At 68.4% G+C, this 24,764-nt stretch carries 23 protein-coding genes; 7 read left to right on the forward strand and 16 right to left on the reverse strand.

The window, feature by feature from the left end; all coding sequences use genetic code 11:
• Positions 1 to 19: 19 nt before the first annotated feature.
• Both BLR51_RS12310 and BLR51_RS12315 read left to right on the forward strand, forming a co-directional pair.
• Positions 20 to 796 carry an enoyl-CoA hydratase-related protein gene (locus BLR51_RS12310; RefSeq protein WP_089847324.1) on the forward strand — a complete coding sequence of 259 codons (777 nt, stop codon included), beginning with the start codon at positions 20 to 22 and terminating at the stop codon, positions 794 to 796.
• A 231-nt stretch (positions 797 to 1,027) separates the two neighbouring features.
• Positions 1,028 to 2,611, forward strand: a complete 1,584-nt coding sequence (locus BLR51_RS12315) for an ABC-F family ATP-binding cassette domain-containing protein (protein ID WP_089847326.1) — start codon at positions 1,028 to 1,030, stop codon at positions 2,609 to 2,611.
• A 496-nt stretch (positions 2,612 to 3,107) separates the two neighbouring features.
• Here BLR51_RS12315 and gltA read toward each other — a convergent pair whose 3' ends face one another.
• Both gltA and gltX read right to left on the reverse strand, forming a co-directional pair.
• The gene (gene gltA / locus BLR51_RS12320; RefSeq protein WP_089847328.1) at positions 3,108 to 4,403 is read right to left on the reverse strand and encodes a citrate synthase; all 1,296 of its coding nucleotides are present in this window, start codon (positions 4,401 to 4,403) and stop codon (positions 3,108 to 3,110) included.
• Between the two features lie 75 nt (positions 4,404 to 4,478).
• Positions 4,479 to 5,885 (reverse strand): glutamate--tRNA ligase, encoded by a 1,407-nt coding sequence (gene gltX / locus BLR51_RS12325; RefSeq protein WP_089847330.1) that lies wholly within the window; start codon positions 5,883 to 5,885, stop codon positions 4,479 to 4,481.
• 75 nt (positions 5,886 to 5,960) lie between these two features.
• Between gltX and BLR51_RS12330 the strand changes: the two genes are divergently transcribed.
• Entirely contained in the window at positions 5,961 to 8,015 is a 2,055-nt protein-coding gene (locus BLR51_RS12330) for a ComEC/Rec2 family competence protein (protein WP_089847332.1), read from the forward strand.
• On the opposite strand, the gene lexA is transcribed toward BLR51_RS12330, so the two are convergent.
• The 7 genes from lexA to BLR51_RS12365 all read right to left on the reverse strand — a co-directional run bounded on the left by lexA (position 8,009) and on the right by BLR51_RS12365 (position 13,478).
• Positions 8,009 to 8,707: a transcriptional repressor LexA gene (lexA, locus tag BLR51_RS12335; RefSeq protein WP_089847334.1), complete on the reverse strand. Its 699-nt coding sequence runs from the start codon at positions 8,705 to 8,707 to the stop codon at positions 8,009 to 8,011. The genes BLR51_RS12330 and lexA overlap by 7 nt on opposite strands.
• 78 nt (positions 8,708 to 8,785) lie before the next feature.
• Positions 8,786 to 9,952, reverse strand: coding sequence for a molybdopterin molybdotransferase MoeA (locus BLR51_RS12340; RefSeq protein ID WP_089847336.1), 1,167 nt, complete (start codon positions 9,950 to 9,952; stop codon positions 8,786 to 8,788).
• The gene (moaC, locus tag BLR51_RS12345) at positions 9,949 to 10,425 is read right to left on the reverse strand and encodes a cyclic pyranopterin monophosphate synthase MoaC (RefSeq protein ID WP_089847338.1); all 477 of its coding nucleotides are present in this window, start codon (positions 10,423 to 10,425) and stop codon (positions 9,949 to 9,951) included. The genes BLR51_RS12340 and moaC overlap by 4 nt, the downstream gene beginning before the upstream one ends.
• The gene (trpC, locus tag BLR51_RS12350; RefSeq protein WP_089847339.1) at positions 10,422 to 11,225 is read right to left on the reverse strand and encodes an indole-3-glycerol phosphate synthase TrpC; all 804 of its coding nucleotides are present in this window, start codon (positions 11,223 to 11,225) and stop codon (positions 10,422 to 10,424) included. The genes moaC and trpC overlap by 4 nt, the downstream gene beginning before the upstream one ends.
• Complete coding sequence (locus BLR51_RS12355) at positions 11,222 to 11,881, reverse strand: uracil-DNA glycosylase (protein ID WP_089847341.1); 660 nt, start codon at positions 11,879 to 11,881, stop codon at positions 11,222 to 11,224. The genes trpC and BLR51_RS12355 overlap by 4 nt, the downstream gene beginning before the upstream one ends.
• Complete coding sequence (gene trpD, locus BLR51_RS12360) at positions 11,878 to 12,900, reverse strand: anthranilate phosphoribosyltransferase (RefSeq protein WP_089847343.1); 1,023 nt, start codon at positions 12,898 to 12,900, stop codon at positions 11,878 to 11,880. The genes BLR51_RS12355 and trpD overlap by 4 nt, the downstream gene beginning before the upstream one ends.
• Positions 12,897 to 13,478, reverse strand: a complete 582-nt coding sequence (locus BLR51_RS12365; RefSeq protein ID WP_089847443.1) for an anthranilate synthase component II — start codon at positions 13,476 to 13,478, stop codon at positions 12,897 to 12,899. Before BLR51_RS12365 ends, trpD begins: the two co-directional genes overlap by 4 nt.
• A gap of 141 nt (positions 13,479 to 13,619) precedes the next feature.
• On the opposite strand from BLR51_RS12365, the gene BLR51_RS12370 reads away from it, so the two are divergent.
• Positions 13,620 to 15,098, forward strand: a complete 1,479-nt coding sequence (locus tag BLR51_RS12370; protein ID WP_131821815.1) for a divergent polysaccharide deacteylase family protein — start codon at positions 13,620 to 13,622, stop codon at positions 15,096 to 15,098.
• A 145-nt stretch (positions 15,099 to 15,243) separates the two neighbouring features.
• On the opposite strand, the gene BLR51_RS27725 is transcribed toward BLR51_RS12370, so the two are convergent.
• Complete coding sequence (locus BLR51_RS27725) at positions 15,244 to 15,417, reverse strand: hypothetical protein (protein WP_165616814.1); 174 nt, start codon at positions 15,415 to 15,417, stop codon at positions 15,244 to 15,246.
• 195 nt (positions 15,418 to 15,612) lie between these two features.
• On the opposite strand from BLR51_RS27725, the gene BLR51_RS12375 reads away from it, so the two are divergent.
• Positions 15,613 to 16,704 (forward strand): PA0069 family radical SAM protein, encoded by a 1,092-nt coding sequence (locus BLR51_RS12375; RefSeq protein ID WP_089847445.1) that lies wholly within the window; start codon positions 15,613 to 15,615, stop codon positions 16,702 to 16,704.
• 76 nt (positions 16,705 to 16,780) lie between these two features.
• On the opposite strand, the gene ssb is transcribed toward BLR51_RS12375, so the two are convergent.
• The gene (gene ssb, locus BLR51_RS12380) at positions 16,781 to 17,314 is read right to left on the reverse strand and encodes a single-stranded DNA-binding protein (RefSeq protein ID WP_089847347.1); all 534 of its coding nucleotides are present in this window, start codon (positions 17,312 to 17,314) and stop codon (positions 16,781 to 16,783) included.
• Positions 17,315 to 17,493: 179 nt separating this feature from the next.
• On the opposite strand from ssb, the gene BLR51_RS12385 reads away from it, so the two are divergent.
• Positions 17,494 to 18,114 (forward strand): lytic transglycosylase domain-containing protein, encoded by a 621-nt coding sequence (locus tag BLR51_RS12385; protein ID WP_089847349.1) that lies wholly within the window; start codon positions 17,494 to 17,496, stop codon positions 18,112 to 18,114.
• A gap of 20 nt (positions 18,115 to 18,134) precedes the next feature.
• Here BLR51_RS12385 and BLR51_RS12390 read toward each other — a convergent pair whose 3' ends face one another.
• The 4 genes from BLR51_RS12390 to miaA form a co-directional block, all read right to left on the reverse strand.
• Positions 18,135 to 18,743: a glutathione S-transferase family protein gene (locus BLR51_RS12390; protein ID WP_089847351.1), complete on the reverse strand. Its 609-nt coding sequence runs from the start codon at positions 18,741 to 18,743 to the stop codon at positions 18,135 to 18,137.
• A 25-nt stretch (positions 18,744 to 18,768) separates the two neighbouring features.
• Complete coding sequence (locus tag BLR51_RS12395) at positions 18,769 to 20,445, reverse strand: ABC transporter substrate-binding protein (RefSeq protein ID WP_089847353.1); 1,677 nt, start codon at positions 20,443 to 20,445, stop codon at positions 18,769 to 18,771.
• A gap of 62 nt (positions 20,446 to 20,507) precedes the next feature.
• On the reverse strand, positions 20,508 to 21,359 hold the full coding sequence (locus tag BLR51_RS12400; protein WP_089847355.1) for a helix-turn-helix transcriptional regulator: 852 nt from the start codon (positions 21,357 to 21,359) through the stop codon (positions 20,508 to 20,510).
• Positions 21,360 to 22,310, reverse strand: a complete 951-nt coding sequence (gene miaA, locus BLR51_RS12405; RefSeq protein ID WP_089847357.1) for a tRNA (adenosine(37)-N6)-dimethylallyltransferase MiaA — start codon at positions 22,308 to 22,310, stop codon at positions 21,360 to 21,362.
• 41 nt (positions 22,311 to 22,351) lie between these two features.
• Here miaA and pyrH point away from each other — a divergent pair, with 41 nt between their 5' ends.
• Positions 22,352 to 23,077, forward strand: a complete 726-nt coding sequence (gene pyrH, locus BLR51_RS12410) for a UMP kinase (RefSeq protein ID WP_089847359.1) — start codon at positions 22,352 to 22,354, stop codon at positions 23,075 to 23,077.
• Positions 23,078 to 23,254: 177 nt separating this feature from the next.
• Here the strand turns inward: pyrH and trpE are convergent, their stop codons facing one another.
• Positions 23,255 to 24,763 carry an anthranilate synthase component I gene (trpE, locus tag BLR51_RS12415; protein ID WP_089847447.1) on the reverse strand — a complete coding sequence of 503 codons (1,509 nt, stop codon included), beginning with the start codon at positions 24,761 to 24,763 and terminating at the stop codon, positions 23,255 to 23,257.
• Position 24,764: the final 1 nt, after the last annotated feature.

Consider the following 24,764-nt stretch of genomic DNA (forward strand, 5'->3'; position numbering starts at 1 on the left):
AGGCAAGGCGGAGACAGGCATGATTTACGACACGATCCGATACGATCTGGCCGAGGACGTGGCGGTGGTCACGCTCGCCCGCCCGGAGGTGATGAACGCGCTCAGCAGCCAGATGCGGGCCGAAATCACCCATGCCGTCCAGCAGGGCGGGCGCGAGGCGCGGGTGGTGGTGCTGACCGGCGAGGGCCGCGCCTTCTGCTCCGGTCAGGATCTGGGCGACCGCGAAAGTGCCGCCAGCATCGATCTGGAACGGGTGCTGCGCGACGAATACATCCCCATGCTCAACGCCATCGCCGACTGCCCGCGCCCGACCATCGCTGCGGTGAACGGCGCGGCGGCGGGCGCCGGGGCCAATCTGGCGCTGGCCGCCGATGTGGTCATCGCGGCGGACTCCGCGTTTTTTATGCAGGCCTTTGCCCGGATCGGACTGATCCCGGACGCGGGCGGCACATGGGCGCTGCCCCGGCAGATGGGGCTGGCCAAGGCCATGGGGACGGCGCTCTTTGCTGACCGGATCAGCGCGGCGCAGGCCGAACGCTGGGGCATGATCTGGGAAGCGGTGCCCGATGCCGAATTCGATGCCGTCTGGCGCGCCCGCGCCGCGCATCTGGCGCAGGGCCCGTCAGAGGCCTATGCCCGCATCAAGACCGCGCTGCGCCGCGCCTTCGACAATGACCTGCAGACCCAGCTGACGCTGGAGGCGCAACTGCAGGGCGAATGCGGCATGACCCGCGATTTCAAGGAAGGCGTCGTGGCCTTTCACGAAAAGCGCAGCCCCCGCTTCGAAGGCCGCTAGATCCTTGCCGCATTGATGAATGCGCCACCCTTTGCAGTAAGTGGCGCCAGTACCAAAAAGGCCGCAGTGTGAGGACTGCTTCGAGCCCTTCCGGGACATTTTCCCGCAAGACATTGCGAAAGCGTGGCAACCTGACTAGGTGTAGTGGCCCTACCACAGGAGATATGCTCGCCATGGACAAGACTTCCGCCGCTTTCACCCTTTCGGTTTTGTCGCGAGAAGTCCTGTCCCATGCCTGCATCCATTTCCCTGTCCAGCCTGTCTTGGTCCACACCTGACGGCACACCGCTTTTTACCGATCTCGACCTGACCTTTGGCTCCGAGCGCACCGGCTTGGTCGGTCGCAACGGGTCTGGAAAGAGCACGCTTCTGCGTCTGATCGCGGGCCATGCGCGCCCTGCCTCCGGGCGGATCCACGTGACGGGCTCGGTTGCCATGATGCGTCAGGAGGCGCTGGAGCATCCGCAACAGACTGTCGCTGAACTACTTGGCGCATGGCACGCCCTGAACCTGCTAGACCGGGCAGAGCGCGGCCAAGCGACGGTCGAGGAACTGGCCGAGGCGGACTGGACGCTGCCGGCCCGGATCGAGGCGGCGCTCGCTCGGTGCGATTTGGCGGTCGACCCGCGGACCCGGCTCGCGAGCCTCTCCGGCGGTCAGCGCAGCAGGGCGGCCCTAGCCTCTCTGATCTTGGCGGAACCCGATTTCTTGCTCATGGATGAGCCGACGAACAATCTCGACCGGGCGGGCCGTCGCGCAGTTGTCGACCTCCTTCGCAGCTGGACCGGTGGCGTGATCGTTGCAAGCCACGATCGCGAGCTTCTGGAGGGGATGGACGCCATCGTCGAACTCACCTCTCTGGGCGCAGCGCGCTATGGGGGCAACTACAGCGCCTTCCGGCAACAGAGGGAGAGCGAGCGCGCCACCGCGGCGCAGGATCTGGCCCATGCGGAAAAGACCCAGGCCGAGGCGGCGCGCCGCGCGCAACAAGCGGCTGAGCAAAAGGCGCAGAAGGACAGTGCCGGACGCAGGTCTCGGGCACGGGGCGGCCAGCCGAAAATCCTCATGGACGCCGCCAAGGGCCGCGCGGAAGCCTCTGGCGGTGCGGGGTCGCGCCTGCGTGACGCGCGGCGAGACGCAGCAGAGGATGCGCTTGCCGCCGCGCGCGAGAAGGTCGAGGTGCTGACCCCCATCCACATGGAGATCGCACCTAGCGGCCTTGCCGCGGGCAGGACCGTCCTGACCCTGGACCGGGTGACCGGCGGGCACGATCCCGCAGTTCCGGTGCTCGAGAACCTGTCGCTCACCCTTACCGGACCCGAGCGGGTTGTGATCGCGGGCCCGAATGGCAGTGGCAAGACCACCCTCCTGGAGTTGATCACAGGGGCGCTCCGGCCAGCGGCTGGAGCGGTGCAGGTCAGCGTGGCCTGGGCGGTGCTGGATCAGCATGTCGGGTTTCTGGCTCGCGACCGGACCCTGCTCGAGGCGTTCCGCGACCGGAACCCGAAGGCCAGCACGCAGATGGCCCACGCCGCATTGGCCCGCTTCGGGTTTCGCGCGAGCGATGCCCTGCGCCGCGCGGACGGACTAAGCGGCGGCGAAAAGCTGCGCGCCGGGCTCGCATGCGTTCTTGGTGGCACGCCACCGCCACAGCTTCTGCTTCTGGACGAGCCGACGAACCATCTGGATATGGAAGGGGTCGACGCGCTGGAAGCAGCACTGGCGTCCTACGATGGGGCGGTGATTGCGGTCAGCCACGACCGAGCCTTTCTCGATTCTCTTCGACCGGACAGGATCGTGTCTTTGAAGGAGTGACCGCTTATCCGCGGAGGGGCCCTCTGGCAGCCTGCGGCGTCGAGCCCTTGCCGGACGGACGGTCACGCCATCCCGCTTGCGGGCTTTTGATTACAGTCCGTCAACGGGGGCGAGCACTGCGGCTGGCATCAGGCTTGATGCGCAAATCCGAATATCCAAGGCCACGACATACCGCGCCCATCAGCGCGAATTCCAGACTTGGGATGATCTTCAGTGGTGGTGAGCATGCGCTGACGAAGGCACCTAGCGCGGCTATGGCACCCCTGACCCCGCTCAAGCTGATGTGGGCTGCCAGATCCGGCGCGTCCACAACCCGTGGGAACGTCACTCGACGCTGGGGCCTTCGAGGACCGAGTTATGCAAACCTAACCCTTTGTCCACGGAACCGGCAGCAGATCAAGCTGGCTGTTCTATGCGTTGTGGCAGGCGCGCGGATCCGTGTTACGGCAAAGGGCCGCCCTTGGGGCGGCCCTTGCGGTCTTTAAGGCGTTTCGGATCAGCGGTTCTCGATGTCCACGTAATCGCGGGTCGTGTTGCCCTGATAAAGCTGGCGCGGGCGGCCAATCTTCATCTGCGGATCGGCAAGCTGCTCTTTCCACTGCGAAATCCAGCCCACCGTGCGCGACAGCGCAAAGATCGGCGTGAACATCGAGGTGGGGAAGCCCATCGCCTCGAGGATGATGCCGGAATAGAAGTCCACGTTCGGGAACAGCTTCTTCTCGGCGAAATACTCATCCGCCAGCGCGATGCGCTCCAGTTCCTTGGCGACCTGCAGCAGCGGGTTGTCTTCGACGCCCAGCAGATCCAGCACCTCGTCCGCCGACTGCTTCATCACCGTCGCGCGGGGATCGAAGTTCTTGTAGACGCGGTGGCCGAAGCCCATCAGGCGGAACGGATCGTTCTTGTCCTTGGCGCGGGCGATGTATTCCGGAATCCGGTCGACCGAGCCGATTTCCTTCAGCATCTCGAGGCAGGCCTGATTGGCGCCGCCATGGGCCGGGCCCCAGAGACAGGCGATGCCCGCCGCGATGCAGGCGAAGGGGTTCGCCCCCGAGCTGGAGGCCAGACGCACCGTCGAGGTGGAGGCGTTCTGCTCGTGATCCGCGTGCAGCGTGAAGATGCGGTCCATCGCGCGGGCGAGGATCGGATCGACGTGATAGGGCTCCGCCGGCACCGAGAAACACATGTGCAGGAAGTTCGACGCATAGTCGAGATCGTTGCGCGGATAGACGAAGGGCTGCCCGATCGAATACTTGTAGGCCCATGCCGCGATGGTCGGCATCTTGGCGATCAGCCGGTGCGACGCGATCTCGCGCTGGCGCGGATCGGCAATGTCTGTGCTGTCATGGTAGAAGGCCGACATGGCCCCGACCACGCCAACCATGGTCGCCATGGGATGCGCGTCGCGGCGGAAGCCCCGGAAGAAATACTGCATCTGTTCGTGCAGCATGGTGTGCCGGGTGATGGTGCCTTCAAAGGTTTCCAGCTCTGCCGCGGTGGGCAGTTCGCCGTAAAGCAGCAGGTAGCACACTTCGAGATAATGCGATTTGCCAGCCAGCTGGCCGATGGGGTAGCCGCGATGGGTCAGGATGCCTTCGTCGCCGTCGATGAAGGTGATCGTGCTGTCGCAGCTGGCGGTGGAGGTGAAGCCCGGGTCATAGGTAAAGACCCCGGCCTGCGCGTAAAGTTTGCGGATGTCGATCACGTCCGGCCCGGCGGTCGGCGAATAGATCGGCAGATCAAAGCTTTGATCGCCGATGGTCAACGTCGCGGTCTTCGCAGTATCAGCCATGCTTGTCATATCCCTTCGTCTGAAAAGGCCAGGCGCCGCGCCCGGTCGGTCTAGTCACATGGCCCGGGGCGAGGATCATTCCGCCCCGGAGGCCGCTGCCTGTCCGAGCCGGAGAAGCGATTCCTCGCGGCCGAGCACCAGCATCATGTCGAACACGCTCGGAGTCACGCTGCGCCCGGAAAGGGCGGCGCGCAGGGGGCCAGCCAGCTTGGCAAATTTGGTGCCGTGCTCTTCGGCAAAGCGAGCGGTCACCCCTTCGAGCTCTTCTCGCGTCCAGCTAGCACTTTGCAGATGCGGCGTCAACGCAGCCAGTATACCACGGGATACATCATCCAGCGACTTCAGCGCCTTATCGTCCGGCACCACCGGCGTATCCGTCAGCACAAAATGCGCTTTCTCAAGCAGTTCCGGGAAGGTCTTGGCCCGTTCCTTCAGGCAGGGCATGGCGCGGGCCATGCCGTCGCGCTGCGCCTCGGTCAGGGCGGGCAGACCGGCTGCGGCCAGATAGGCCTCCAGTTCGTGCAGCAGCGCAGCATCGTCGCCCATGGCGATGTGCTGGCCGCAGAGATGTTCCAGTTTCTTGAAATCCAGCCGCGCGGGCGCCTTGCCGATTCCCGACAGATCGAACCACTGCTGCGCCTGCGTGTCGGTGAAGACCTCGTCATCGCCATGACCCCAGCCCAGCCGGGCAAGGTAGTTGCGCATGCCCGCCGCCGGGTAGCCCAGCTTCTGGTATTCGTCGACGCCAAGTGCGCCATGCCGCTTCGACAGCTTCTTGCCATCGGGGCCGTGGATCAGCGGAATATGGGCATAGACCGGCAGCGGCCAGTCCATGCTGGTGTAAATCCCCATCTGGCGGGCCGCGTTGTTCAGGTGGTCATCCCCCCGGATCACATGCGTGACACCCATGTCGTGATCGTCCACCACCACGGCCAGCATATAAACCGGCGTGCCATCGGAACGTAAAAGAATCATGTCATCCAGCTGATCATTGCGGATGGTCACGCGGCCCTGCACCTCGTCCTCGATCACCGTCTCGCCGGTTTCGGGGGTGCGCAGGCGGATCACGAACGGGGCGTCAGGATGGCTGGCGGGATCGGCGTCGCGCCACGGGCTGCGGAACAGCGTGGACTGTCCGGCCTCGCGCGCCGCTTCGCGGAACGCCTCGATCTCGTCCTGGGTGGAGAAGCATTTATAGGCGCGGCCCTTGGCCAGCAGCTCATGCGCCACCTCGGCATGGCGGGGGGCGCGGTCGAACTGGCTGATGACCTCGCCATCATGGTCGAGCCCCAGCCACTCCAGCCCCTTGAGGATGGCGGCGGTGGCTTCGGGGGTGGACCGGGCGCGGTCGGTATCCTCGATCCGCAGCAGGAACTTGCCGCCGCGGCCCCGGGCGTAAAGCCAGTTGAACAGCGCCGTGCGCGCGCCGCCGATATGCAGATAGCCCGTGGGCGAGGGCGCGAAACGGGTGACGACCGTCATAGATTTAACCTCCCGGTAACCGTGTTGGGCGTAGGGTCTGGCGTTCCTTAACCAGAGGGCGGCGCAGGGGCAAGCATGGGGCACGGGCTGGGCCGGATCGGGACGGAGCTGGAAGGCCAGCGCGGGCATCTGTTTCCTTGGGTGCCGGTGTTTCTGGGCGTGGGCATCGGCGTCTATTTCCTGTGGCCGTCAGAGCCTGCGCTGCTGCTGCTGGCGCTGGCCGGTGGTGCGGGCGTGCTGCCGCTGCTGGTGCAGCACCGTCTGCCGCCGGGGCTGGCCCCGCTGCCTGTGGCGCTGGGGCTTGCGCTCTGCGGTTTTGCGCTGGCGGGGGGGCGGGCGCATCTGGTGGCCGGGCCGCAGATCGACTTTCGCTATTATGGCCCGATCGAAGGGCGGATTGCCGGCATCGACCGCTCCGCCTCGGATGCGGTGCGGCTGGTGCTGGACCGGGTGGTGCTGGACATGCCCCCCGACCGTGTGCCGCAGCGCGTGCGGGTGGCGCTGCATGGCGACCAGCACCAGCTTGATCCGCAGCCGGGCCAGCGGGTCATCCTGACCGGCCATCTGGCCGCCCCCGGTGGCGCGGTAGAGCCGGGCGGCTTCGATTTCCGCCGCAATGCGTGGTTCCTGCGCCTTGGCGCCGTGGGCTATACCCGCACGCCGGTGTTGCTGCTGGCAGAGCCCGAGGGCGGGCAGGTGGTGCTGCGCTCGCGTATGGCGCTGTCGCACCGGGTGCAGGCGCGCCTGCCGGGCGAGACCGGCGCCTTTGCCGCAGCGCTGGTCACCGGGGACCGCAGCGCCATGTCGCAGGCGACGCTGGAGGCGCTGAGGCGCAGCAATCTGGCACATCTTCTGGCCATTTCCGGGCTGCATATGGGGCTGCTGGCGGGCTTCGTCTTTGGCGCGCTGCGGGTGGCGCTGCTGCTGGTGCCGCATGTCCGGCATTACTGGCCGGTCAAGAAGATCGCGGCGGCGGCGGGGCTTGCGGCGGCGGCAGGCTATCTCGCGCTGTCCGGGGGCAACGTCGCCACGGAACGTGCCTTTGTCATGGTTGCGGTGATGCTGGGCGCGGTGATGCTGGACCGTCGCGCGCTGTCGCTGCGGGCGGTGGCGCTGGCGGCGCTGATCGTGCTGGCGCTGCGTCCCGAGGCGCTGCTTGGCCCCGGCTTCCAGATGTCCTTTGCCGCCACCGTGGCGCTGGTGGCGGTGTTCGGCGCACTGCGCGATCTGGGGCACGAGCGCGCGGTGCCGGGCTGGGCGCGGGGGGCGATGTCGCTGCTGGTCTCGTCGCTGACCGCCTCGCTCGCCACCGGCCCCATCGCCATGGTGCATTTCAACCTGCTGTCGCAATACGGGCTGCTGGCCAATCTGGTGTCGGTGCCGGTCATGGGGCTGCTCATCATGCCCATGGCGGTGATGGCGGCGCTGCTGATGCCGCTGGGGCTGGACTGGATCGCCTTTGCGGTGATGGCGCCGGGGCTGGACTGGATCCTTGCCGTCGCGCAGGAGGTGGCGGGCTGGCAGGGCGCCTCGCGGCAGGTGGTGGCGCCCGGTCCCTTGGTGCTGCCGCTGCTGGCGGCGGGCGGGCTGATGCTGGCGCTGTGGCAGGGGCATGGGCGCTGGACCGGGCTGGCGCCCCTGCTGCTGGCGGCGCTGCTGTGGTCGCAGACCGCGCGGCCCGATCTGCTGATCGCCGATACCGGTGGTCTGGTCGGGCTGCTGACGCCGCAGGGGCGCGCCCTGTCCAAGGCGAAGGGCAGCGGCTTTGCCGCCGAGACATGGCTGGAAAATGACGGTCAGGCAGGGGGGCAGGCCGAAGCGGCGGCGCTGTGGCCCGGACCGCCGGGGCCGGTGGCCCGGGCCGGTCTGAGGGGCCTGCAGGTGGTACATCTGCAGGGCAAGCGCGCGGCGGCGGCCTTTGGCGGCTGCACCGGCGGCGAGATCGTGGTGGCGAGCACTGACCTCGACGATCTGCCGGGCTGCGAGATCTACGATCCCGAACGGCTCGCGCGCACCGGGGCCGTGGCGCTGTGGCTGACGCAGGACGGTGCGCGCCTGCGCCATGCCAGAGAGGGGCGCGCGCGCCTGTGGCAGGACCGCCGCGCCCCCCGGTCTGCGGAAGATCAGTAGGTGCGGATCAGCCCGACAAGCCGTCCCTGAACCCGCACCGATCCCATCGGCAGCACCCGCGGCTCGTAAGCCGGGTTGGCAGCCTCCAGCACGATGCGGTCGCCCCGGCGGCGGAACCGCTTCAGCGTCGCCTCGTAGCCTTCGACCTGCGCCACCACGATATCGCCGTTTTCGGCAGAGGTGGTTTCGCGGATGATGACCACATCGCCGTCATTGATCCCGGCTTCGATCATGGAATCTCCCTTGACCTCCAGCGCGTAGTGGTGGGCGTTGCTGGCCAGCATCGACCCCGGCACCGCAACCTGCGGCGGAATTTCCGAGATGGATTCGATCGGCACTCCGGCGGCGATCCGGCCCAGCAGCGGCAGTTCCATCGCGTCCACCGCGGACTCGACGCCCTGCGCCTTGGCGGGGCGGGCATCGGGACGGTCGCCATCGACCACATGTGCCACAAATCCTGCGGCCCGGCCGCCAAGGCTTTCCGGCAGCTTCACAATCTCGATCGCGCGGGCGCGATGTGCCAGACGGCGGATGAAACCACGTTCTTCCAGAGCCGTAATCAGCCGGTGGATCCCGGATTTCGAGCGCAGATCCAGCGCGTCCTTCATCTCGTCAAAGCTGGGCGGCACGCCGTCATGCAGCAGACGCTGATTGATGAAATCCAGAAGATCGAGCTGTTTCTTTGTCAGCATATTCTATATCCCCGTTTTGCGTTCGGGTTTGTTCTAAGCATGTTCTCCTTTTGTGTCAATCCTCTGAAGGAAGTTTTGTCACAAAGGCACGAACTCGACCATCTCGCCTGCGGCGCGGGCTCCGTCACGCGGCGGACGCACCACCAGCGCATCGGCGGCCCCCAGCACCGACAGCAGCGCGCTGTCCTGCCGGTCGAACACCTCGATCCCCTGCGGGGTCAGGCGGGCGCGCATGTAATGTTCGCGCGGGCCATTCGCCTCGATGCCGCGGCTCAGCGCCATCTGGCGGCGCGGCGCGGGGGCTTTGCCCAGTCCCAGCATGGCACGGATCACCGGCGCCAGAAACACATGCCCGCAGACCATAGCCGAAACCGGATTCCCGGGCAATCCCAACATCATGGCCTCGCCAATTCGTCCGGACATCAGCGGTTTTCCGGGGCGCATGGCCACGGTGTGAAAGGCCTGTTCCATGCCCAGATCGCCCGCCACGCGCGCCACAAGATCGTGATCGCCCACCGAGGCGCCGCCGATGGTCACCACCAGATCGGCATCCTCCACCAGCGAAAACACCATGCGCAGCGCCGCGTCGGTGTCGTGCGCAATGGGCAGCAGCCGCGGTTCCGCGCCAAGCTGCTGCAGCAGCACGTAAAGCCCGAAAGTGTTGGAGGCGATGATCTGGTCCGGCCCCGGATCCTCGCCCGGCATCACCAGTTCGTCGCCGGTGGAAATCAGCGCGACACGCGGGCGGCGGGTCACCGGCACCTCGGCCACGTTCATGGCGGCGAGCAGGGCAATCTCCTGCGGGCCCAGCAGACGTGGTGCTGCCAGTTCGGTGCCGCTGGTAAAATCGCCCCCCATGGGGCGGATATTGGGGCCGGGGCCCAGCCGGTCGGTCAGAAGGATGGTGTCGCCGTCGCGGTCGACATCCTCTTGGATCACCACGGTTTTTGCCCCCTCGGGCACCGGCGCGCCGGTAAAGATGCGCACGGCCTCTCCGGCACCGACGCGGCCCGCAAAGCGACGGCCCGCCGCCGCCTCGCCGATCACTCGCAGGCGCAGGCCCTGTGCTGCCTCGGTCACCGCATAGCCATCCATGGCCGAGGCGGCAAAGGGCGGCTGGTCGCGGCGCGCACGCACGGTGCGGGCCAGCACGCGGCCCCCGGCCTCGCGCAGCGGCACCAGTTCCGGATCCAGCACCGGGGCAAGGGCGAAGAGCCGGTCGAGGGCTTCGGATACAGAGATCATTCCGCCTCGTACCGCCCTGATTTTCCGCCATCTTTCAGCAGAACGCGCAGCCCGCCGATCTCCATGCCGCGGTCGGCGGCCTTCACCATGTCATAGACGGTGAGGGCGGCGGTGCTGGCGGCGGTCAGCGCCTCCATCTCCACGCCGGTCTGGCCGGTGGTCTTCACCGTCGCCTCGATCCGCAGGCCGGGCAGCGCGGGATCGGCGGTGATCTCCACCGCGACCTTGGTGATGGGCAGCGGATGGCAGAGCGGGATCAGCTCGGCGGTCTTCTTGGCGCCCATGATCCCGGCCAGCCGGGCAACGCTGGCGACATCGCCCTTCTTGGCGCGGCCTTCGGTAATCAGATCAAGCGTTTGCGGCAGCATCTTCACCCATGCCGCAGCCGTCGCCACCCGCGCCGTCACCGGCTTGTCGGAGACATCGACCATATGGGCATCGCCCTTGGCGTCAAAATGGGTCAGCCCGCTCATGCCGCCACCGGATCTGCCAGCAGCGCCCGGGTGGCCGCAGCCACATCCACCTGCCGCATCAGGCTTTCGCCGATCAGGAACGCCCGCGCGCCATAGCCCGCCATATCCGCCAGATCGGCCGGGGTCGACAGCCCGGATTCCGACACCAAGAGCCGCCCCTCGGGCAGGCCCCGCGACAGCTGCCGCGTGGTGTCGAGCGTGGTCTCGAAGGTCTTGAGGTTGCGGTTGTTCACCCCGATCAGGTCCGATTTCAACCGCAGCGCGCGGTCCAGTTCGGGGGCGTCATGCACCTCGATCAGCGCGTCCATGCCCCAGGACTGGGCGGCGTCCTCCAGTTCGGCCGCCTGCGCGTCGCTGACGCTGGCCATGATGATCAGGATGCAGTCGGCATTCAGCGCGCGCGCCTCGGCCACCTGATAGGGGTCATACATAAAATCCTTGCGCAGCGCGGGCAGGCGGGTGGCGGCGCGCGCCTCGGTCAGGAAGGCCTTGGCCCCCTGAAACGAGGGCGTGTCGGTCAGCACCGACAGGCAGGTGGCGCCGCCGTCCTCATAGGCACGGGCGAGCGTCGCGGGATGGAAATCCTCGCGGATCAGGCCATTGGACGGAGAGGCCTTCTTGACCTCGGCGATCAGCCCGTAACCGCTTGCCATGGCCCGCCGCAGCGCCGCCCCGAAGGGGCGCACCGGATCGGCGGCACGGGCGCGCGCCTCGATCTCTGCCAGCGGGGTCGCGGCCTTGTCGGCGGCGACCTCCTCCAGCTTGTAGGCCTTGATCTTGTCGAGGATCGTCTGGGTCATGGCATCCTCCGCTCGGGGGTGGTCCAGTTGAGGGGCGTGTCACCTCTGGCGATAAGCCAGTCGTTCACGCGGGAAAAGGGGCGCGAGCCGAAAAAGCCGCGCCGCGCCGACAGCGGCGAAGGATGGGCGGTGGCGATCACCAGATGCCCGTCGCCGTGGATATGTTTGGCAAAGCCCTGCGCATGGCCGCCCCAGAGCAGGAAGGCCCGGGGCCGGTCCGACAGCGTCTCCAGCACCTCCGCCGTCAGCCGCGCCCAGCCGAGCTTGGCATGGGCATTGGCCTCGCCCGCGGGCACGCTGAGCGAGGTGTTGAGCAGCAGCACGCCCTGACGGGCCCAGAACCGCAGGTCGCCGGTGTTGGGCGCGGCGCCAAGATCGGTCTGCATCTCTTTGAAAATGTTGGACAAGGACCGGGGCAGGGGGCGGACATGCGGCTCTGCCGAAAAGGCCAGCCCATGCGCATGGCCCGGGGTCGGATAGGGATCCTGCCCAAGGATCACCACCCGAACCTGCTCGGGCGGACAGGCCTCCAGCGCGGCAAAGCGCTGCGGCGCGGGGGGCAGGATCTGGCGCGTCTCCGCCTCAAGCGCTGCGGTGATGCGCGGCAGATCGCGCTGGAAGAACGGCAGATGCGCCCATGCGGCGGGAGGGGTCATGCGCCCGCCACAGCCGTCGCCGCCGCCAGCGCCGTGACCTTGCCAAGCGCCGCCCCGCTGTCGAGGCTTTCGCGCGCCAGTGCCACGCCTTCCTTCAGATCGCCCGCATGGCCCGCCACGATCAGCGCCGCCGCCGAATTCAGCAGCACCGCGTCGCGATAGGCCCCCGGCGCGCCGTCGAGCAGCGCGCGGAAGGCCGCGCCATTTTCGGCGGGGCTGCCGCCAAGGATATGCTCGAACGGGTGCAGCGGCAGGCCTGCCTCCTCGGGATGCAGTTCGAATTCGCGCACCACGCCGTCTTCAAGCGCCGCGACCCAGCTGATGCCGGAGATCGCCAGCTCGTCGGTGCCGTCGGACCCGTGCACCAGCCATGCCCGGTCCGATCCCAGCTGCGCCAGCACCTCGGCCATGGGGCGGATCAGGTCGCGGGTGAAGGCGCCGGTCAGCTGCCGCGTGACCCCGGCGGGATTGGTGAGCGGCCCGAGGATGTTGAAGATGGTGCGCGTGCCCAGTTCCATCCGGGGCGGGCCCACATGTTTCATCGCCGGGTGATGCATGGGCGCCATCATGAAGCAGATGCCCACCTCCCTCAGCGCCTTTTCGGCCACGGCAGCGGGCACCATGACATTGATGCCCATCTGCCCCAGCGCATCGGCGGATCCGGATTTGGACGACAGGTTGCGGTTGCCATGCTTGGCCACAGGCACGCCCGCACCCGCCACCACAAAAGCCGTGGCGGTGGAGATGTTCAGCGTGCCCTTGCCGTCGCCGCCGGTGCCCACGATGTCCATGGCGCCCACCGGGGCCGCCACGCGGTTGCAGCGCGCGCGCATCACGGCGGCGGCGGCGGCATATTCGTCCACCGTCTCGCCCCGGGTGCGCAGCGCCATCAGCAGCCCGCCGATCTGGGCGGGCGTCGCCTCGCCCTCGAACAGGATCTCGAAGGCGGTCTCGGCCTCCTCGCGCGACAGCGGGCGGGTGCAGGCGGCCCCGATCAGCGGTTTCAGGCGGTCACTCATGCCGGAACTTTCAGGGTCTGCAGGAAATTGCCGATCAGCGCATGGCCATGTTCGGAGGCGATGCTTTCGGGATGGAACTGCACGCCATGGATGGGCAGATCGCGGTGGCGCAGCCCCATGATCGTGCCATCCTCCAGCCACGCATTGGCGACCAGCGTCTTCGGCAGATCGTCGCGCGCCACCACCAGCGAATGATAGCGCGTCGCCTCGAAGGGCGAGGGCAGCCCGGCAAAGACGCCGGTCGCGTCGTGATGCATGGTGCCCATCTTGCCATGTACGATCTCGTCATGGCGCCGCACCGTGCCGCCAAAGGCCTGCCCGATGGTCTGGTGGCCCAGACAGACCCCCAGCAGCGGCGTGCGGGTTTCGGCGGCGGCGGCGGTCAGGGCAAGGCAGATGCCCGCCTCGGAGGGCGTGCAGGGCCCGGGCGACAGCAGGATGCCCGCAGGGTTCAGCGCCATGGCCGCCTGCACGTCGATGGCATCGTTGCGGATCACCTTCGCCTCGACGCCCAGCTCCCCCACATAATGCACCAGGTTCCAGGTGAAACTGTCGTAATTGTCGATCAGAAGCAGCATGATGGTCTCTCGGGGCTGGCGGGCGGAGCCGCGGTCGGGGTATACATGCGCCCGCAGGCGGTGCAGCGTCAAGGGCAAGTCCGGCTTGCGCCCGCGCAGGGTGATCCGGCGCCGCGACCAAGGCAACAAGGGAAGAGCGAGATGGCACGAGGGTTCCTCGCAGGGATGATCTGGGGTGTGGTGGTGACGGGGGCAGTGGCGGGCACCGCATCAGTGCTGATGCCGCTGCCGGTCCCGGAGGCGGCACCGCAGGCCGCGCCCGCGCCTGCCGAAGCCACGCCGGAGCCCGCGCCCGCCGAGACGCCGGAGCCCGATCCGGCCCCCGCCGAAACCACGCCGCCCGCTGCCACGGTCACGCCCGCGCCGGCGGAGTCCGCAGATCAGACCCCGCCCGCCGCCCGCCGTCCCGCCGCCGAAGCAGGCCAGCCCGCGCCCGCCCCCGCGCCCGGCCTGTCAGAGCCGCCCGTGCCCGCCGGCGGCAGCCGCCCCGACACGGCGCCCGCCGCCCGGCCCGAGGCCGAAACCCGCGCCACGGCTCCGGAGGCGCCCGGCACGCCCGAGGCGGCGGCCACGCTCAGCGGGGTCGGCGAGGCGCCGGTGCAGCCCGGCACCCCGGCCCTGCCGCCCGAGGCGCCGCTGGCCGAAGAAAAGCCCGCGCTTGCCACCGATCCCGCGCAGCCGCCCCAGCCGCCGCTGCCCTCGGAGCCGAGCGGCCTTGTCGCAGAGCCGGAAGCCCCGCCCGCCGCCGACACACCGCAGCCAGAGCCACAGCCGGAAGACGACACCCCCCGCGTCACGCTGCGCATCCCCGATCCCGCCGCCGCGCCCGAAGCGGCCCCCTCCGGCCCCGCCATCGGCACGCCCGGCCTGTCGCTGCTGGACCGCGACGGCGACAGCCCCAGCCCCGATGCAGATGCCGCGCCCGCCGCCGAGATACCGCCGCTGCGCCGCTTTGCCGCCGATCCGGGCGATCTGACCGACGGCGAGCCGGAACTGTCGGTGGTGCTGCTGGACGAAGGCGCAGGCCCGCTTGGTCCCGACACGGTAGAGGCTTTTCCCTTCCCGGTCAGTTTCGCCATCCCGCCCTCGCATCCCCGCGCGGCGGAGGCCGCCGCCGCCTATCGCGCCCGCGGCTTCGAGGTGCTGGCGCTGGCGAGCCTCCCCGAAGGCGCCAGTGCCAGCGATGTCGAGGTGACGCTCGAAGGCGCGCTGCAGGCGGTGCCCGAGGCCGTCGCGGTGCTGGAGGCGCCGGGGGGCGGGCTTCAGGCCAGCCGCGCCACCGCCGAACAGGCGGCGGGATTTCTGGCGGCTTCCGGTCATGGGCTGGTGCTGATGCCGGGCGGGCTCAGCTCCGCGCTTGGCTTTGCGCAGCGCGACGGTGTGGGCGCGGCCTTGGTCTTCCGGGATTTTGACGGATCGGGGCAGGCGCCAGAGGTGATGCGGCGCTTTCTGGATCAGGCGGCGTTCAAGGCGCGGCAGGAAGGCGCTGTGGTGATGCTGGGGCGGCTTCGCGCCGATACGGTGTCGGCGCTGCTGCTCTGGGGGCTGCAGGACCGCGCGGCCAGTGTCGCGCTGGTGCCGGTGTCGCATATCCTGCAGGCCGCCCAGACCGCGGACTGACCAGAACGAGGACTGAGCCCGTCTTCATCTTGCCTGGCAAACTCCGGGGGGAATTGGCGCGGCACGCGCCAAGGGGGGCAGAGCCCCCAGGGCCACCACGTCAGCTGCGCCACATCGGCATCATAGTTGGAACAGAGCCAGAGGCTCAGGCGCGGCCATCATCCGCAGGCGCGCTCGACAGCGCCCAGCGTCCCAGCAGGGCCAAGGCCAGAAGCAGCGGAATCACCTTGCCCGCACCCCAGGCGACAAAAGCCCAGACGGTCAGACCCGCCGACGCGAGAACGGCAATGATGAGCGCCACGAAGGTTGTCACCGGCATGATCGTCTCCTTTCGCTTGGGATAAAGATAGGGTGGCTGCCCCCCAAAGGCAAAGAGAAATCCGGTATTTGCCGGATTGGCTGGACACAGCGCTAACGGCTGGTGAAGACCGCCGCGCGGGCTCCCGACACCGCCCCTGCGCTGCGGCGCGGCAGGGGTTGCATAAGTTCCCTTTTTGTTCGTATGCTGCGCGCCATGACCCGACCCGAGCGTGACCGCCCCCTGACCGCTGACCGCCGCCCCGGACGCGGCGCCGCCTCCCGCGACAGCGGGCGGTTCGAACGGCTGAGCTATGCGGATGTGTCCGATGGCTGGGACATTCCCGAGGATCTGCCGCCGCTGCGCACCGAGGTGGCCGAAGAACGTCCGCGCAGCATCATCACCTATAACCGCTCGCCCGATCTGCCCTTTGACCGGTCGATCAACCCCTATCGCGGCTGCGAACATGGCTGCATCTACTGCTTCGCGCGCCCCAGCCATGCCTATCTGGGCCTGTCGCCGGGGCTGGATTTCGAAACGCGGCTGGTCGCCCGCCCGCAGGCCCCGCAGGTGCTGGCCCGCGAACTGCGCGCCCGCCGCTATCAGCCCGCGCCGCTGGCCATCGGCACCAATACCGACCCCTATCAGCCGGTGGAGCGGGACCGGGGCATCATGCGCGCCTGTCTGGATGTGCTGCGCGACTTTCGGCACCCGGTCGCCATCGTTACCAAGGGCACGCTGGTCGAGCGCGACATCGACGTCCTGTCGGAGATGGCGGCGCTTGGCCTCGCGCGCGTCGGCATCTCTGTCACCACGCTGGACCGCGATCTGGCCCGGCGGATGGAACCGCGCGTGCCGTCGCCCGCGCGCCGCCTTGCCACCATCCGCCGCCTGTCGGAAGCGGGCATCCCGGTGCGGCTGATGGTGTCGCCGGTGGTGCCCGCGCTGACCGATCCGGAGCTGGAGCATATCCTTGCCGCCGGGGCCGAGGCGGGGGCCTGTGCCGCAAGCTGGATCATGCTGCGCCTGCCGCTGGAGGTGGCGCCGCTTTGGCGGGACTGGCTGGCGGAACATTACCCCGACCGGGCGGGGCGGATCATGGCGCGGCTGCGCGAGATGCATGACGGCGCCGATTATTCCGCGCGCTGGCATCACCGGATGCGCGGCGAGGGCGCCTATGCCGCGCTGATCGCGCAGCGCTTTGACCTTGCGGCGCGGCGGCTGGGGCTGGACCACGCGCAGCCGCCGCTGCGCTGCGACCTGTTCCGCCCGCCGCCGCAGCCCGGCGACCAGCTTGCGCTGTTCTAGCAGCGGGTCGCGGCGCAGGAAAAAGGGCCGGTCCCCGCGGACCGGCCCTTTGCCATTTCCGCCGGGGCGGATGTGCTCAGAACGGGATTTCGTCGTCCAGATCGCGGGCCGGGGGACGCCCGCCGCCCGAACCACCGGAGCCGCCGCCGTAGTCGCGCCCGCCACCAGAGCCGCCGCCATAATCGCGCCCGCCGCCCGAGCCGTAATCGCCCCCGCCAGAGCCGCCGAAATCACCGCCGCCGCCGCCAGCGCCGCCTGCGCGGCTGTCGAGCAGGGTCAGTTCGCCGCGATAGGGCCGCAGCACGATTTCGGTGGTGTAGCGGTCAGCGCCGGACTGGTCCTGCCATTTGCGGGTTTCCAGCTGGCCCTCAAGATAGACCTTGCTGCCCTTGCGCAGATACTGCTCTGCGATGCGGGCCAGCGGTTCGGAAAAGATCGCCACCGAATGCCACTCGGTGCGCTCCTTGCGCTCCCCGGTGGTGCGGTCTTTCCAGGTCTCCGAAGTGGCGATGCGCAGGTTGCAGACCTTGCCGCCGTTCTGGAATGTGCGCACCTCGGGATCTGCGCCCAGGTTGCCCACCAGGATCACCTTGTTCACGGAACCGGCCATGTCGTCCTCTCTGATCGTCCAATCGCGAATCCCCGGAACCGGGGGTTGGCAGACCCTACACCACAGGATCAGGCTGAACAAAAGCCTAACCCGGCAGCAAGGCGGGCGGGAAGGCTGGAACCGGCCGCTAATTTATGTATAGTCCGGCCCCAAGGGACAGGAAACGGAACAGGGACATCATGCGCAGGATCACAACGCGCGTGCTTTCGGGCGCCGTATTTTTGCTGGCGACCGGGGGCATCCCCGCGCTGGCCGAGGTCGTGTCGACCCAGAACCGGGTCATGCTGTTTTCCAGACAGACCAGCGTTCTGGACAGCCGCGCTTCCGAGCAGTATCGCAATTCCATCAAGCTGCAGCCTGCCCGCGTGGTCACCCCCACCAAATGGGGCCCGATGGGCGCGGAGGAGGGCACAGCCCCCGCCTATCGCGGCAAATATCGCGGCGTCTATGCCGATATGGCCCGCATCGCCGCGCGCCGCCATGGCGTGCCGGAGGATCTGTTCCTGCGGCTGGTGCAGCAGGAAAGCGGCTTCAACCCCGGCGCGCTGTCGCACAAGGGGGCCATCGGGCTCGCGCAGCTGATGCCCTTCACCGCGCAGCTTCTGGGTGTGGATCCGCATGATCCCGAACAGAATCTTGAAGGCGGGGCGCGCTATCTCAAGCAGCAGTTCCAGAAATTCGGCACGTGGCGGCTGGCGCTGGCCGCCTATAATGCCGGGCCGGGTGCGGTGGAAAAGCACAAGGGCGTGCCGCCCTATGCCGAGACCAAGAATTACGTCAAGGTGATCTGGGGCAGCTGAGCCTGCCCCAGCCGTGCCAGTCAGGCGCCGGCGCGGGCCTTGTCCTCCGCGCTCACGCGCCTCATCGCGGGGCGGGACAGGCAGCGGTCCACCCAGTCTCGGATGCGGGCATCGTCGGGCATCAGCTGCGGCAGCCAGCCATAGGTGGAACTGACAAGGATGTCCGCCGCACTGAGATGGTCATCCACCAGCCAGTCGCGCTCCGCCAGCGCGGCCTGCAGGCGCGCCACGGCGGCGGGCACGTCGCGCAGGCTGGCACTCAGCGCCGGATGGCTCAGCTGCGCGAACTGCAGCAGATGCACCGGCTCGAACACGTTGCCATACCATGCCAGCCACGACAGATAGGCGCCGCGCGACGGATGGCCCACCGGGCGGCCAAGCGCCGTGTCGGGATAAAGATCGGTCAGATACAGCATCACCGCATTGCTTTCGCTGATCTGCGCGCCGTCATGCTCCAGCAGCGGCACCTTGCCTTCGGGATGCGGGTTGCCGGGATCGCGCCCGCCCGATCCGTCCATCCGCGGGATCTGCGTCAGGCGCAGCTCCACCTCCGCCTCGATGCCCATTTCGGCAATCAGCTGCACGATCCGGGTGGACCGGGACTGTGGCGCGTGGTGCAGGATCAGCATGGGGCAGGCTCCCGAAAAGGCGGCGTCAGGCGGTGATCCCAAGCCGGTAAAGGTGGATTTCAAAGGACGGGTGCATGTCCGCCCCGGTGACGCCCGGGCGGCTGTGCCGGTAGAGCGAGCGCCAGAACGGCTGCACGATCACGGCATCGTCCTGCAGCATCTGCTCGATCTCGGCCATGAGGCTGCGGCGTTCCTCGGCATCGGCGATGGTCAGGGCGCGGGCCAGCAGCGCGTCGAACTCCGGATTGGCATAGCCCGTCTCGTTCCATGCCTCGCCCGAGCGATAGGCCAGCGCGAGGATCTGCACGCCAAGCGGGCGGTGGTTCCATTCGGTGATCGACAGCGGATAGCTGCGCCAGTCCTGCCAGAAGGCCGATCCCGGCAGCACCCGGCGCCGCACCTTGATGCCCGCATCGCGCAGCATCGCCGCCGCCGCATCGCCGGTGCGCCGGGTCAGCCCGTCATCCAGCGTGACGATCTCGTGCTCGACCCCGGCCAGATCCGCCTCCTCGATCAGCGCGCGGGCGCGGGCGGGATCATATTCGGTGCCGCCCACCGGGGCGTAATCGGGATGGATCGGCGCGACATGGTGGTTCTCGGCGACCTGACCACGGCCCGCATCGCCCAGTTCCAGACAGACCGCGTTGTCGATGGCCAGCTGCAGCGCGCGGCGCACCCGCAGATCGGCATAGATGGCGCGCCCGTCCACCAGCGCGTCCTGATTGCCGCGCAGCACCACGGTGGCGCCGGTCTGCACTTCGGACCGGGTCCAGCCCATCTGGTCGGCGAGGTCGATGAAATCGCCGACATTTTCATAGAGCATGTCGATCTCGCCCGCCTCGGCGGCGGCGAGCCATGCGGCGGGATCGGTGCCGTAATCCAGAAACTCGATCCGGTCGAGCGTGGCGCCGCCCCAGCCCTCGGCGGCGTCGCCCCACCAGCGATGCGCGCGGTTGCGCACCAGCACGGCGCGGCGGGCGGGGTCCAGACTTTCGGGCAGATAGGGGCCGGTGCCCACCGGATCGGTCAGCATCGAGGCGGGATCATGCCGCATATGCACCACGGCGGCGGGATAGTCCGACAGCCCCGCCATCAGCGCCACATCGGGCTGCGACAGGTGCAGGCGCAGGGTCAGGTCATCCAGCACCTCCACAGCTCCGGCGCGCAGCCGGTCGGTTTCGGGATCGATGAGCGCCTGCAGCCGGCTGGCCATCGAATTGCCCTCGACGCTGCGGTCGCACCAGTAGTCGAAGTTGCGCGCCACATCGGCGCTGCCAAAGGGTTCGCCCGTGGTCCAGACCACGCCGGGGCGGACCCGCAGCAGATAGGAGGTGGCATCGTCATTGGCCTGCCAGCTGTCCAGCAGCATGCCGCGCAGGCTGCCGTCATGGCTGTATTCCACCAGATATTCCAGCCAGCCCCGGGTGAAATTCGCAATCTCGGACCAGTCGAAGGTGCGCGGATCCCGAAGCGGGCGCACCTCCATCTGGATGCGCAGCGTGGTGGGTCCGGGGCCTGTGGGGTCGGTCTGGGCCATGGCGGGGCGGGGCAGGCCCGCCAGCGCATAGGCTGCGCCAGCCCCCACCCCCAGCGCGGTGACACGGGTCAGAAAATCGCGGCGGCTCTGCTGGCCCCGCGCCAGCGCCACAGCCTCGGCCCGCGCGGCGGGATGGATCCAGTGCGGATCATGGCATGGGGTCATCGTGGCCTCCTGCGGTGATGGGGCATCGGCTGCGCGTATTGCGCATGGAAGCGCCATCCGCGTCAACGCAAGATGCGCCGCACCGGCGCGGGTGGCAGCCGGGCAGGCCCGCCGGGCCGCGTGCCGGGCGACTGCTGCGCCAGCGCGCGCAGGTCGCTGGGCGACTGTCCGGTCAGGCGGCGGATGAAGCGGGTGAAATAGGCGGCACTGTTGAAGCCCAGATCCCGCGCGATCTGGCCAATGGGCGGGGCAGGCTGCGCCAGCAGGCGCCGTGCCTCGTGCAGGCGGCGTTCGGACAGGATGTCGAGCGCGCTGCGCCCGCAGGCGGTGCGGCAGGCGCGGGTCAGATGCGTGCCGGTCACCCCCAGCTCGGCGGCCAGATCGCCGGGCCCTGCGGCGCTGCGGAAGCGGGCGGATACCGACCCGGCATAGGCCACCGCCAGCCGCAATGCGGCGCAGTCGGGTGGATGGTCGGCAGCGCCCGCCGCCTCCTGACGGCGCAGCCAGACGCCTGATAGCTGCACCTGCGCGGACAGCGCCTCGGCCAGATGCGGGCGGTTTTGGGTGATCTCGCGCTGCATCCCCTCCAGCAGTCCGGTCAGCTCGGCCTGCGCGCGGGCATCGCGGATGCGCAGATGCAGCGGCTCGTCAGGGAACAGCGCATCTTCGGACGCGGGCGCATGCAGGACCAGCGTCAGCGCCTGCGGGCCGGGATCAAAGGCGAAGAGCACACCCGGCGGCACGAACACAGCGTTATGCGTGCCAAGCCCGCGCCGGATGCCGTTGACGGTGATGCGCCCCTGTCCGCGCGTGAGCCAGAGCAGCGTCATGGCGGGCCGGTCGTGCAGCAGGCCGTAGTGCCAGGGCGGAAGCTGGCCGGGAGAGACAAGCCTGATCCCGGCGGGCGCGGTCATTCAGCGCAGATCCGCCGGGCTGATCCGGGGCCAGTCGGCCATCCGGGCGCGGAACCAGCTGCGCTGCCGCTTGGCGAACTGCCGGGTCAGGATGCTGGCGCGGTCGATCGCCTCTTCCAGCGGCAGGGTGCCGCGCAGATGCGCCATCAGCTCCGCCGCGCCGATGGCCTTGGCCGAAGGCAGGTCGGGGCGCCAGTGCGTCAGGTTGGCCTGCGCCTCTTCCAGCGCGCCGGTCTCGACCATCTGGCGGAAGCGGTCGGCGATGCGGGTGTTGAGCCAGTCGCGCTCCGCCTGCACCAGCACCGGCTGGACCTGCGCCAGCGGCAGCATCGGCGGCGGCGTGTCGGCCTGCCAGCAGGCGAGGCCGCGCCCGGTGGCCTGCAGCACCTCCCACGCGCGCTGCACCCGCATCGGGTTCAGCACGTCGATGCGGGCGCGGGTGGCGGGGTCAAGCTCCGCCACCATGTCGGGGCGTTCGCCCGCCTCCAGCCGGGCCATGGCAGTGGCGCGAATCGCAGGCGGCGTGGCGGGGATGCTGGCCAGCCCCTCGGTCAGCGCGGCGAAATAGAGCCCGGTGCCGCCCACGATGATGGGCCGGGGCCCCGCGCGCAGCAGCGGCGCCAGATCGCGCAGCCAGTCGCCCACAGAATAGGCGACAGCCCCCGGCACATGGCCATAAAGCGCATGGGGGGCGCGCGCCTCTTCGGCGGCGGAGGGGCGGGCGGTGAGCACGCGCCAGTCGGAATAGACCTGAATCGCATCGGCATTGACGATCACGCCGCCCGTGGCCTCGGCCAGCCGCAGCGCCAGCGCCGATTTGCCGCTGGCCGTCGGGCCCGCGATCAGGATCGGGGCATCGGGATCGGGCGCAAGCCTGTAAAGCGGATCCGTCACGCCTGTTCTTTCCTGTCGTGCCTGTGCACCATTGCGGCGCCGGGGGTTTTCCGTCATCTATGCGCGCGATTTTGAACCCTGCCGGAACGGAGCGCAACATGGCCGATCAGCCGCAGACCACCTTCAAGCGCGTGATGCTGAAAATTTCTGGCGAGGCGCTCATGGGCGACCAAGGCTACGGCCTGCATCCGCCCACCGTCGAGCGCATCGCCCGCGAAGTCAAATCCGTGCATGACATGGGGGTCGAGATCTGCATGGTCATCGGCGGCGGCAACATCTTCCGCGGCCTCGCCGGATCGGCGCAGGGCATGGAGCGCACCACCGCCGATTACATGGGCATGCTCGCAACGGTGATGAACGCGCTGGCCATGCAGTCGGCACTGGAAGAAATGGGCGTCTTCACCCGGGTGATTTCCGCCATCCGCATGGACGAGGTGGCCGAACCCTATATCCGCCGCCGCGCCGTGCGCCATCTGGAAAAGAAGCGGGTCTGCATCTTTGCCGCAGGAACCGGCAACCCCTATTTCACCACCGACACCGCGGCCACGCTGCGCGCCAATGAAATGGCCTGCGAGGTCATCTTCAAGGGCACCAAGGTGGACGGGGTCTATGACAAGGATCCGATGAAACATGCGGATGCGGTGCGCTATGACCGGGTGAGCTATGACGACTGTCTGGCCAAGCACCTGAAAGTCATGGACGCCTCGGCCATCGCACTTGCCCGCGACAATGACCTGCCGATCATCGTGTTCTCGCTGGACGAGCCCGGCGGCTTCCGCGGCATCCTCTGCGGCGAGGGCACCTATACCACCGTGCATGCCTGAGGGCTTGGGGGCTGCGAGGGAGGGGGCGCTGCCCCCTCTTGGCCTGCGGCCAATTCACCCCCGGGATATTTGGGGTCAGAAGACGCTGCAGAGCAGAACCTGCCGTTTCTTCTGACCCCAAATATCCCCGCCGGAGGCAGGCCGGCCCGAGCCGACCGTGCCCCGCCGGGGCAAGGGTCAGCCGTTGCCGGTGAAGCGGGCGGCATCCGCGGCGGCGCGGCGGATCGCGTTCGATTTATGGACGGTTTCCATATATTCCGCGTCGGGATCGCTGTCATAGACGATGCCGCCGCCCGCCTGGATGTAGAGCTTTTCATCCTTCACGATGGCGGTACGCAGGGCGATGCACATGTCCATGTCGCCGCCCGCGCTGAAATAGCCGACCCCGCCACCATAGACTCCGCGTTTTTCCGGCTCCAGCTCGTCGATGATCTGCATGGCGCGAACCTTGGGCGCGCCGGACACGGTGCCTGCGGGCATGCCCGCAAAAAACGCCGAAAGCGCGTCATGTTCGGGGGCAAGCTCCCCCACCACGTTCGACACGATGTGCATGACGTGGGAATAGCGTTCGATGATGAATTTTTCGGTCGGGCGCACCGTGCCGATCTTCGCGACGCGGCCCACATCGTTGCGGCCGAGATCAAGCAGCATCAGATGTTCGGCCAGTTCTTTCTTGTCCGACAGCAGGTCGGCTTCCAGCGCGCGGTCTTCCTCGGGGGTGGCGCCGCGCGGGCGGGTGCCCGCGATCGGGCGGATGGTCACCTGATTGCCGAAAACCCGCACGAGGATCTCCGGGCTGGCGCCGATCACCTGAAACCCGCCGAAGTTGAAATAGAACATGAAGGGCGAGGGGTTGGTGCGCCGCAGCGAGCGGTAAAGCGCGAAGGGCGGCAGCGGAAACTCCTGCGTCCAGCGCTGCGCGGGCACCACCTGAAAGATGTCACCGGCGCGGATGTAATCCTTGGCCTTCTCCACCGCCGCCTTGTAGCTGTCGCGGGTGAAATTCGACACCGGGGCTGCGGCTTCATGCGCCTCGCCCAGTTCGCGGCCCGCCTGCGGCAGGGCGCGCTCCAGATCGCGCACCGCGTCCATCACCCGTTCGGCGGCCTGCGCATAGGCGGCGCGGGCCGACAGCCCCGACTGCACCCATGCCGGGGCGACCACGGTCACCTCGCCCTTGACGCCGTCCAGCACCGCCACCACCGACGGGCGCAGCATCACCGCATCGGGCAGGCCGACCGGATCGGGATTCACATGCGGCAGATGTTCCACCAGCCGGATCATGTCATAGCCGAGATAGCCGAACAGCCCCGCCGCCGCCTGCGGCAGATCCTCGGGCAGCGCGATCCGGCTTTCGGCGATCAGCGCGCGCAGTTCGGTCAGCGGGTCGCGGTCCTGATCCTCGAACGCGTCGGGGTCAAACCGCGCCTGCCGGTTGATCCGTGACCGCGTGCCGTCGCAGCGCCAGATCAGGTCGGGCTTCATGCCGATGATGGAATAGCGCCCGCGCACCTCGCCGCCGGTCACCGATTCCAGCATGAAGGCATCCTTGGCGGCCCCCGTCAGCTTCAGCATCAGCGACACGGGCGTGTCCAGATCGGCGGCCAGCCGGGCATGCACCACCTGATTCTGGCCGGCCTCGTAGCCGCGGGCGAAGTCGTTGAAGGTGGGAAACAGGCTGGCCATG

Origin of the sequence: Salipiger marinus (genome assembly GCF_900100085.1) — a bacterium.
In the GTDB taxonomy this organism is placed as follows: Bacteria; Pseudomonadota; Alphaproteobacteria; order Rhodobacterales; family Rhodobacteraceae; genus Salipiger; species Salipiger marinus.